Source organism: Pallidibacillus pasinlerensis (assembly GCF_009996845.1).
Lineage (GTDB): Bacteria > Bacillota > Bacilli > Bacillales > Caldibacillaceae > Pallidibacillus > Pallidibacillus pasinlerensis.
The window spans coordinates 1-10,754 of record NZ_JAACYS010000092.1 but is presented as its reverse complement, the minus strand read 5'-3'; the positions used below and the strand labels follow the sequence as shown (position 1 = coordinate 10,754).

Here is a 10,754-nt window from a genome sequence, read left to right as displayed (position 1 = left end):
ATATCTTTTTCAAGTTGTCGAAAAATGTTCAAGAAATTCGTCAAAGCTTATCTCTTTAATTGGTCTTATGAAATATTTTCTTTGTTAATTTCGTTAGTGTATGTTTTATCATTTATTTTAATAGTAACTTTTAAGAGAAGTAAAAATGAAGTTTTCGGAAGTTTTAAAAGTGAAATATGTATATTATATAGTAAGGTTATTTTATTGAAGGAATAAAGTTAAACCTGAATTATTCACAGAAAATCAGAAACTTATTATGACTTCTGGTTTACCAAGCCTTTTCAGCTTTATTGTACTGCACGAAAAAAATGAAAAAAGAGTCCATTTCTGTTAAAGTTAAAGTAACCAACAAAAACCACACAGAAAGGACTCTTTATATGGTTACTTTAACGCAAAAAACACTTGATTTCAATCATAAAATTAAATTGTCAAATGATGGAGGTTCTCTTTCCTCCGTACAGGTGAGTTTCTTTTTAGAGAATTTGATGAAAAAATTGGTTTTTCAAAGACTTTAATTAAGTACCTGAGACTCAGCGATTCAAGAAAATATTATCTTCATTCAAATGAAAATTTGTTACGTCAAAAAGTCTATCAAATCATTGCTGGGTATGCGGCAGATGGTGCTGCTGATCAGTTGACTCATGATCCTGTGTTTAGGGAAATCGTTAGAACGCCTGCACATTTAGCATATTTTTTTAATGAAAATAAAGATGGAAAGCTGACAAAGACAAAAACAATTTATATGATTTATTCTATGATGTCTGATTATGGAACCCATAGGAATGAGAATACTATTGAATCTCCAACAATTGAAGATGTACTGTTTTGTTTGAGACTAACAGATAGCATTTTATTTTGGGTATATTCAAAAAACAAATAGTGATTTTTAAATGAAGCGGTGAATAATATATACGACGTAAAAAATGCATATGATCAGATTATTGATTTCTTGAACAATGAAACAGAAAAAACATTATTGCTGACAAGGAAAAACATCAGACTCTTCTTAAAGCCTTGAACGCTTAAGGAATTTTGAAAGGGCTGATTAATTTAATTTATACAACAAAAAGATGGAATGGAGAATTTTTTTCGATGGGCGGAATTATATAAAGTTAATGTACCGAAGAAATATGGACAAGGAATGAAATTATCAAATCTTATAATTTACTTTGATAATCTAACCACGAAAAGTAATAGTGAAAAATACGATGATTATGCATTTGACTTTATAATTATATGGCCAATTCAAAGTGTAACAAAAAATGAAAAAGAGATTCAGATGCTGAAAGAAATGGCCCAACGTCAAAAGACAAAAAAGATTATATATCATACAATTAAAGAACCTTGGTACAAACCGGATTCTTTAGAGCCTATCGTGAATCGAGTGATAAAACTTGACTGTGAGAATGATGACCCAAAAGAATATCAGCGTATTCTAGCCGCCTACGAAGATGATATGAAAAAGCGCAAGTACTAATATACATAACAAATTCAGATGGCTTAAGGGTGTACAATTATTATTCAGACTAGGCATAAATTCTTATTTAGAAAGCGAATTATTTACATCTTATGCCGTGGTTTGATAGAAAAATATGAAATAAGGATTTTTTCGGGAGAGAATAAATGAAAGATTTCTTAAATGAAATTCGAAAACCAATTAGTATATCGCTAACAAAAAAGTTTTTATATTCAACTTTAATATTTATAGCGGGGATTACTTTAGGCTTAGTTTCCAAGATGCTTGAAACAACCCTAAGTAATTCATTACCCTATTTTCTAGAAGTCTTAGATTTAAGAAACTTCTTTTCTCGCATGGGGGTTTGGCTGTTCCTTGCGGTGTTAATATCTTTATATAGCAAATCAGCTCTCAGGTCTGCCGTAAATGTATTTTTGTTTTTTGCGGGTATGGTAGGTAGCTATTATTTATTCACAGTTTTGATAGTTGGCTTTTTTCCTAAATCATATATGATGATTTGGATAATAATGACTTGTATTTCACCATTTCTGGCTTTTGTGTGTTGGTATGCAAAGGGGAAAGGTATAATTGCTATTTCTATTTCATCTATAATTTTTATGTTTATCACAAGACAGGTTTTTGTATTTGGATTTTGGTATTTTGATATTAGAGATAATTTGGAATTGTTACTCTGGATAGCCACGATCTTTGTTTTATATCAGTCTCCAAAACAAATATTCAAGGTGTTGACAATAGGATTGCTTCTCTATTTCTTTTCCGCTCAAATCAACTTATTTTGGGGAATGTTGTAGGTCTCTATTTAATGCAAATTCAGCGGATATGTTCCCGTCTACCGATAGTGCAAAAAGTGCCGTGGATATATTTCCGAGAACGGGCAGGTTCAAAAGACATTCATCCTATCCTCTCAAGCCATGTGGAGTGTTGCGCGTTGCTCATAAAAAATAGAAGACATATATGAGTTCAAGAATTTGTAGTAGATCCTCGGACTCCCATCTTCTAATATTTCAATTCGTTCTATTAGTTTGTGAAGAAACTGTATCAGATGTGGAAGAGATCCAAAAGGAAAATCTTCGTTTAAAGCAGGAGCTTGAAATCTTAAAAAAGGCTATGACCATATTCGCGAGAAAATAGATGAGCAGGAACTGATTGACTATATTGAAAGTGAAAGCGAACATCATCCAATCCAAGTGATGTGTCGTGTTTTAAAGATGCCCAGAAGTACGTACTATGATTCATTTCATAAGAAACCTAACAGCTACCATGTCGCCAATGAAGAGCTACTTGAAAAAATTAGAGCTATTCATCAAGAAAGTAAAGGTCGCTATGGTGCGCCAAAAGTTCATAGAAAACTTTTAAAAGAAGGCTATTCTTGTAGTCTGAAAAGAGTTCTACGTCTTATGAAAGAAGCAGGCATCCAATCAAACATCACAAAGAAATATCGCCCAACATCATCCCAATCACGTGTAGAAGAACGTGAAAATGTACTCGACCAAGACTTTACAACAACGTCTATTAATGAGAAATGGGTAGCCGATATCACCTATATTCATACGCTCCATCATGGCTGGTGCTATCTAGCATCTGTCCTTGATTTGCATACGAAAAAATTGGATGGCTATAGATTCTCTCGTACGATGACAAACGAACTTGTGCTTGAAGCATTGGAGAACGATGTAAACGTTCAAAAGTCTGGACCTGGACTCATTGTTCATACGGATCTAGGCACGCAATACACGAGTGAAGCGTTTCAAGAACGATTAAAAAAGTATGAAATGATTCCTTCATTCAGTCGGAAAGGATGCCCTTATGACAACGCTTGAATCCTTTCACGCCACACTGAAAAAAGAAGAAGTCTATCAAACTCAATATGACAGCTTTAAGACTGCGGGAATCGCCCTATTTCAGTACGTAGAAGGTTGGTATAATCGCAAACGAATTCATGGCAGCATAGGTTATGTCACGCCCGATGAGTATGAAAAAATGTGTTGCGAAGCAGCGTAACACAAGGGGTAACTGTAATTCCCCCTCCACATTTTTCAGGCACAACATCCATGGGTTTCTTTCTCCACGTCCCAAGTAGGGTGTCAAAGGCACTTTTCACTTTGACAATCTACTTGGGATGTGGAACACTGCATGAATGGTTGTTGTGCAGAAAAAAACTTAAACTTTTTGTGTCCGGAATCTTGACATAGATCCAGAGGGATGTTAAAGTGAATAATTTATAATTTTACATCATTCTATTTAATGACTAGAATCTATGATTTATTTATCTTTAGCTTGATGATCAGGTGACTTTTCTCGAAATTGGAAAATAGCGGTTAGATAAGTTCAAAAATACTCCATATTTTCTTAATATTTCTAGTATGTTTGAATGTTATAATCAAAGTGTATTACATAATAAAAAGGAGGGCATGAACATGAAAGCAGCATTATGGTATAACGCAAAAGATATTCGTGTAGAACAAATTCAAGAACCTGAAGTAACATCTGGTCGTGTAAAAATAAAAGTTGAATGGACGGGTATTTGTGGTAGTGATTTACATGAATATGTTGCAGGTCCAATTTTTGTCCCAGTTGAACAACCGCATTATGTGAGTAAGGATGTAGCACCAATTGTCATGGGCCATGAGTTTTCTGGTGTCGTTTCTGAAATTGGGGAAGGTGTCACTAAAGTAAATGTTGGTGACAAAGTTGTTGTTGAGCCCATTTTAGCTTGTGGTGAGTGTGAAGCGTGTAAAAAAGGTAAATATAATATTTGTAAACATTTAGGATTCCATGGCTTATCTGGTGGTGGCGGTGGTTTCTCAGAATATACAGTAGTGGACGAGCGTTGGGTACACAAAATGCCAGAAGGACTTTCTTTAGAGCAGGGAGCATTGGTAGAACCTGCTGCAGTAGCACTTCATGCAGTTCGTATCAGTAAATTAAAGGCAGGAGATAAAGCTGTTGTATTCGGTGTTGGTCCTATTGGTTTACTTGTAATTGAAGCATTAAAGGTAGCGGGAGCTTCAGAAATTTATGCAGTAGAACTTTCAAAAGAGCGTAGTGCGAAAGCGTTAGAATTAGGAGCAAAAGCAGTTATTAATCCAGCTGAGGAGGATGCCGTTGCCCGTATTAAGGAGTTAACAAATGGCGGTGCAGATGTTGCATTTGAAGTAACAGGCGTTCCGGTTGTTTTAAAACAAGCCATTGATTCAACAACATTTGAAGGTGAAACAATTGTTGTATCCATTTGGGAAACAGAAGCTTCTTTCCAACCAAACAATGTTGTATTATCTGAACGTTCAATTAAGGGAACTATCGCCTACCGTGATATCTTCCCTGCAGTTATGGAACTTATGACACAAGGTTACTTCCAAGCAGAAACATTAGTAACAAAGCGCATTACACTAGATGAAATTGTCGAAGAAGGCTTCGAAACACTAGTAAATGACAAAAGCCATATTAAAATATTAGTAAATTCAAAGTAGTTTACTAGACTATAAGGGGATGCTCAGTGCAAAGACGCGCTGGGCATCTTTTTGATAGGATTGCACAATTTAATTTCTGTTTTGAATGGTAGATTAGTTGAACAACACCGGAGGAAAAAGTTCTTGTATTGATCAAATTTAAATTCAATCTTTGTTTTATATCAATAAATAACGGCCTTCCTTCTCCCAATACCACAGGGTGAACAGATAATCTGAATTCATCGATGAGCCCTAAATCGATAAAAGTCGTGATGAGGCCTTATGTATTGGTCATCCACTTCCTCTAATCGTGAATTTGTCCATGAAGAGCAGGATGGAGAACTGCTTGACCCTGATGTTTATCTTTCAAAATATCAAAACTGGCGGGATACATCAACTTGGACAGTATCAAGCATGCAGTCTGAAGTTAAATCGCAGTCTTAAAGAGCAAGCGGACCCGCTTTTAAAGGAAGGTGTGGTAGGAACATTCTGTCGTGCCTATCCCGTACGTGAAGCAATTGAGAAATTCTTAGGTGCAGTTTATGCCCCTTCTGCTATGGAAGGACGGTACGATTATATTCCAGCTGATAGTAGTGCCGGTGTGATTATCTACGATGATAAATTCGCATACAGCCATCATGCTACAGACCCAGCAAGTGGATTACTCCTCAATGCTTTTGATCTCGTTCGTATTCATAAATTCGGTTCTTTAGATGATAAAGCTTCTACCACTACAGCTCCTGGTAAGATGCCATCTTTTGTGGCAATGTGCGAGTTTGCTATAAAAGATGAAAAAGTAAAAGCTGAGTTTGCTAAGGAGAGACAGGCACAGGCTGAAGAGGAGTTTAGTGATGAGGATTGGCAGACAGCTTTGGAATTGGATAAGCAAGGACGGATAAAAGACACTCCTGACAACATCGTTTTAATTATTCGTCATGACAAGGAATTACAGCATATAGCTTTTAATTGCCACCGTAACCCCGTTAATGCAATAAGCACTGCTTGCCAATTGAGTATAAATATAAGTGCGTATACAGTTTTTTACTAAAAAATGATTTATAAATATACTGCCAAAACTAATATCATGTAAATGCCAGAAACACCGCTAATTTGGTGAGTGTTAATTCATCTAGTAATTCTGGTAAACGAATGTATTTTACGTTATAAAATTGTCGGCAAGCAGATATACCGAAAGCAGTGGCTAGGAACGATTTCCCTGAACCAGTAGGCCCCTTTAAAATGATATTGTGACTATTATGAATATAGGTACTGCTAGCATCTGTAAGCTTCATATCTTGAAAGTGTTTTGTTTTTAGCAATTGATATACTTGTCTTTGGCCAATTCGCAACACTTGTTTGATTTGAAACGCGTTATGTAATTTGGTAAATTATGCAAGGAAAGCATCAACATCCCCCTCACAACAATTTTTAAATGATATTAAGCACTGTATGATTCGTTATCTATAAGTAATTTAGCCTATGAATTTTTTTAATTCGAGATTGATTTTCAAAATTTCATATGGTATTAATGTCGAAAAATCTTTATATTCATGTAATCTAATCGTTCATAAGAGAAACTGATTTTCATATTATAGAAATATAGGTAAATTAAAACAATAGAAGGGGTGAATAATATAAGAAAGAAAAAATTTGGAGTAGAAGCATTGGGACAATAGACCTAACGACAAATAAATATACTCTTTGTGTTATTGAACCTTCAGGTCTATATCGAAATTACAGGGGAAATCTCAAAGATATATTAGAATACTATAGACAATGGCTGAAAGAATGTATAACAGTACCACATATAAATGTTCGTAACAACAAAGCTTTGGCACGGCAGATAATAAATGATATTGAAAAGGGTGAACACGAAGATTTATCATTTGAAGTAGCCTTTAAGGAATATATGAACTATTTAGACGAAAAAAAGCAGGGATAAATTTCCCTGCTTCACACTCAATTGTGTGGGATTGATACAAACAATGATTATTGTTTTTGACCGGTATAGACTAAAATGGCATCTCTTAAAAACTCTGCAGCACCTGGTTTTACTTTATCATAATAGGCTTTGAAACGTTCATCATCAACATACATTTGCGCTAAGCCAACATGGGCTTCTTTACTGTATTCTTTCCAGTAAAATGTTAACCATTGTTTATGCAAATCAGCTGCCCTTTGCGCAATTTCACTTGCAGGATCTCCTGTTTCCATCGCCTTGGCTAATGTTTGATTCACATCTTCAGCTAGCTTCGTAACTTTTTCATAATCTTCTTGACTCATATTTAACACCTTTTGATTGGAGGCTTCTAGAGCTTCTTCATCCCATCTTTCTCGAACTTCATCACCATATTTTTTCTCATTTTCTTCAACTAATCTTTTCTTAAAACCTTCAAATTTTTCTTGATCACTCATTTGAATTCTCCCTTCTTCATGTTTAATGGTTTTCTTGACAATCTCAATTAATAAATCTATTTGTTTTCTTTTTGCAATTAATTGTTGCAAATGTTCTTTTAAAGCATTCTTCCGATTAAAGGACGGGTCGTGAATGATTTCCTTTATTGTTTCCAGTTGTAGACCAAGTTCACGATAGAACATAATTTGTTGTAAAAGATTTACTTCGTTTTGGCCATAAATGCGATACCCTGATGAATTAATACGAGCAGGTTTGAGAAGACCGATTTTGTCATAATAACGTAATGTACGAGTAGTTACTCCGGCTAAACGTGCTAATTTTTGAATGGTGTATTCCAGCTTGAACCACCTCCTTTAATCATTACAATACAGGTTGACGTAACGTTAAGGTCAATAGGTTTTTTTATTTTTTGATCACTTTTTTTTACATTGATCTATATTGTAAAAATCACAAAAAAAGCCGAGCATACGTGTATCAATGGTATGTCTCGGCTAATTAAGAATCACTACTTTTCATCTTGTTCAAGGTTTTGGTCATTGAGGGCTAACCAAAATCCTAATATCATCGATGCGAATAATACTAGAAATGGTGCAACAAATATGAAAAATGCCTTCAAGGTTTTTCCCTCCTTTTCAACTATTTCCCTGACACGTATTTTTTACTAAATAAAAATAGTCGGAGTAATAAATATAAGGAAGGAACTAATAAGCAAAAACCTAATATAAATGCAATAATTAAAGAAATGGCCATAGCCTCATTTGTAAATCCGTCATATATTGTTAAATGCGGGTAAAGTAGATATGGATAATGGCTGATTCCATATCCATAAAAGGCCAAGGCGAATTGAGCAACTAGAAGAAGGAAAGCTTCTCCATAATTTCGACGCTGCCAAAGAAGGTAAACAGTCATACACCAGAGAATAAATGAAATAGCGAACATCCACCATAAATTCATAATGTTATCGAAATGCTCTGGATTATGTCCCTTTAACTCAACAATGATTCCTGCAGCAGTAATGATTAAAGGTAACGCCCAAATTAAGGCATATTTGCGCATTAAACGTGTTGCTTCTTTATCACCTGCTTTATTGGCATACCATGTTAAAAATACGGCAGAAATATAGAGAACTGCAGTGATACTTAACAACACAACAGACCAAGTCAATGGCTCAGTAAATAGGACCCAATAGTCTAAAATGGGTTTCCCATCCTTTATATAAATATAGCCGCCTTCTGAGATCGTCAATACAATAGAAAGGGATGCTGGTAAAAATAAACCCGATAAGCCATAGATAAATGCATATCCTTTATGACCGCGATTGCCATATGTTTCAAAGGCATAATAGGAACCTCGGATGGCAAGTAAAACAATCCCAATACTAACCGGTATTAGGAGCGTTGTTCCATAGTAAAAAGCCGTTTGAGGAAAAAAACCGACGATTCCGACAAAAAAGAAAACTAGGAAAACATTTGTCACTTCCCAAACAGGTGACAAATATCGCTGGATAATATTTGTTAAAATATGTTCTTTCTCGATAATTAAACTATAGGCATTAAAAAAGCTTGCACCAAAATCAATAGCTCCTACCATAATATAGCCGAATAAAAAGGCCATTAATACGGAAATACCAATAATTTCTAAGTTCATTTCAGCATACCACCTTTTTCGATTTCCCGATCAGCTAGTTCTTTTTCAATCGGATTTCGTTTAAACATTCTGATCATGACAATGATCGTACCTATCCCTAAAATTATGTACAGAATCGAGAAAAGCACTAACATTAAATCAACATTTGGGTTTGTCGTTGCTGCATCTGCTGTACGCATAATTCCCCGTAAAATCCATGGTTGTCGACCGACTTCTGCTAACCACCAACCAGCTTCTATCGCAATCATTGCTAAAGGACCACTTAAAACGGCAAACCATAAAAAGAGTTTCGAATGGACAAAAGACCAACCACGTTTTACACCAAACCAGTAAATGAGTGATAGAAGTAGTAATCCGATACCGATTGTCACCATTGTATCGAATAAATAATGGATATAGAGAGGTGGAATTTCATCAGGAGGAAATTGATCCAATCCTGTAACGACGGCAGATGGCCACCAATGAGCTAAAATACTTAGAGCAAATGGTATCTCAATGGCATATTTTACTTCATTGTTTTCATCTAGAATTCCATACATAAGAAGAGGGGCTTCACTGGATGTTTCAAAATGCCATTCAGCAGCAGCAAGTTTCTCTGGTTGGTATTCAGCTAAATATTTACCAGAAAAATCCCCTATGATGGCTGTTGCGATTGAAAATACTAATCCGAGTTTCATCGTTAATAACAAAGCTTTCTTATGATAAACATGCTTAGAGCCTGTAGCTAAACGGAATGCTGCGATGGAAGCTAAGACGAAGGCTGAAGTCATATATGCCGTAACGACAACGTGAGCAACCTTTGTCGGCATTGCAGGATTAAACATTGCCATGATAGGATTCACATTTTCCAATTGGCCATTAATCAAGTCAAAACCTTGTGGCGCATTCATAAAAGAATTTACAATCGTAATAAAAACCGCTGAAAAAGAAGCCCCGATGGCTACTGGAATTAAAAGTAATAAATGTTTCTTTTGATTTTCAAAGCGATCCCATGTATATAAATAAATCCCTAAAAAAATGGCTTCAAAGAAAAAAGCGAAGGTTTCCATAAATAGTGGTAAAGCAATGACGTTGCCGGCAAGAACCATAAAATTCGGCCATAACAAAGAAAGTTGTAAACCTATGGCGGTGCCAGTCACTACGCCTACAGCTACTGTGATAACAAATCCTCGTGTCCAACGTCTAGCTAACAATATATAATATTGATCGTTTTTCTTAATCCCAATCCATTGGGCAATCATAATCATCAGGGGCACACCTACTCCTAAGGTGGCATAGATAATATGAAAGGTTAAAGTTGTTTCAGTCAAAACTCTACTGAAAAAAACGGAATCTCCAGTCATGACAAGTCTCCTCCAGTTTTTATAGACAATTTTTTTCACTTTTTTCGAAACTTAACCAAAACCTTAACCTGCGAATAGTCTTCGAACCATTGAAAGAAATAAGAGAACGGCTACTGTAAAGGTGAGCCATACTAACTTTCGCTCATGGTTTTTATACATACGAATCACCTCATCATTATCTTGTCAAAAAAAGAAAATTTTACACATTTTTCCTAGAAAAACGAGGGGAATGAAAAATAAATGGGAATGTCGCAAGAATTGTTATAATAAAAGGAGCTATTTGTTAATAATTGTGAAAACATCTAGAAAACGATTGAATTACGCAAGAATTTTCGATGTAAAAATGTTAACAATTATGTATAAAGGTAGTTTACATAAAATAAAACTTGTACTATACTCAACTTACTATTTCCTACTAACTT

The 10,754-nt window shown here is 35.1% G+C and carries 8 protein-coding genes and 4 pseudogenes; 6 read left to right on the top strand and 6 right to left on the bottom strand.

Features of this window, described 5'->3' with window-relative positions; translation table 11 throughout:
* Positions 1-377: 377 nt before the first annotated feature.
* From GW534_RS16180 to GW534_RS14685, 5 genes and pseudogenes are all read left to right on the top strand, one after another.
* A pseudogene (locus GW534_RS16180) lies at positions 378-676 on the top strand (transposase); the annotation flags it as partial.
* A gap of 399 nt (positions 677-1,075) precedes the next feature.
* Positions 1,076-1,477 carry a hypothetical protein gene (locus GW534_RS14705; RefSeq protein WP_202630958.1) on the top strand — a complete coding sequence of 134 codons (402 nt, stop codon included), beginning with the start codon at positions 1,076-1,078 and terminating at the stop codon, positions 1,475-1,477.
* Positions 1,478-1,623: 146 nt separating this feature from the next.
* Positions 1,624-2,268, top strand: coding sequence for a hypothetical protein (locus tag GW534_RS14700; RefSeq protein WP_161921741.1), 645 nt, complete (start codon positions 1,624-1,626; stop codon positions 2,266-2,268).
* A gap of 235 nt (positions 2,269-2,503) precedes the next feature.
* Positions 2,504-3,478 (top strand): annotated as a pseudogene (locus GW534_RS14695) (IS3 family transposase); the annotation flags it as partial.
* Positions 3,479-3,894: 416 nt separating this feature from the next.
* Positions 3,895-4,947, top strand: coding sequence for a 2,3-butanediol dehydrogenase (locus tag GW534_RS14685; protein ID WP_161921739.1), 1,053 nt, complete (start codon positions 3,895-3,897; stop codon positions 4,945-4,947).
* A 4-nt stretch (positions 4,948-4,951) separates the two neighbouring features.
* On the opposite strand, the pseudogene GW534_RS14680 reads toward GW534_RS14685, so the two are convergent.
* Positions 4,952-5,203 (bottom strand): annotated as a pseudogene (locus GW534_RS14680) (dihydrofolate reductase family protein); the annotation flags it as partial.
* Positions 5,204-5,281: 78 nt separating this feature from the next.
* On the opposite strand from GW534_RS14680, the gene GW534_RS14675 reads away from it, so the two are divergent.
* Complete coding sequence (locus GW534_RS14675) at positions 5,282-5,974, top strand: hypothetical protein (RefSeq protein WP_246204199.1); 693 nt, start codon at positions 5,282-5,284, stop codon at positions 5,972-5,974.
* A 55-nt stretch (positions 5,975-6,029) separates the two neighbouring features.
* Here the strand turns inward: GW534_RS14675 and GW534_RS14670 are convergent.
* From GW534_RS14670 to GW534_RS14655, 5 genes and pseudogenes are all read right to left on the bottom strand, one after another.
* Positions 6,030-6,203: pseudogene (locus GW534_RS14670) on the bottom strand (ATP-binding protein); the annotation flags it as partial.
* Positions 6,204-6,915: 712 nt separating this feature from the next.
* On the bottom strand, positions 6,916-7,680 hold the full coding sequence (locus GW534_RS14665) for a MerR family transcriptional regulator (protein WP_161921742.1): 765 nt from the start codon (positions 7,678-7,680) through the stop codon (positions 6,916-6,918).
* A 167-nt stretch (positions 7,681-7,847) separates the two neighbouring features.
* On the bottom strand, positions 7,848-7,958 hold the full coding sequence (gene cydS, locus GW534_RS16955; RefSeq protein WP_377701276.1) for a cytochrome bd oxidase small subunit CydS: 111 nt from the start codon (positions 7,956-7,958) through the stop codon (positions 7,848-7,850).
* A gap of 20 nt (positions 7,959-7,978) precedes the next feature.
* The gene (locus GW534_RS14660; RefSeq protein WP_161921738.1) at positions 7,979-8,989 is read right to left on the bottom strand and encodes a cytochrome d ubiquinol oxidase subunit II; all 1,011 of its coding nucleotides are present in this window, start codon (positions 8,987-8,989) and stop codon (positions 7,979-7,981) included.
* On the bottom strand, positions 8,986-10,332 hold the full coding sequence (locus GW534_RS14655; RefSeq protein WP_161921737.1) for a cytochrome ubiquinol oxidase subunit I: 1,347 nt from the start codon (positions 10,330-10,332) through the stop codon (positions 8,986-8,988). The genes GW534_RS14660 and GW534_RS14655 overlap by 4 nt, the downstream gene beginning before the upstream one ends.
* Between the last annotated feature and the right edge of the window lie 422 nt (positions 10,333-10,754).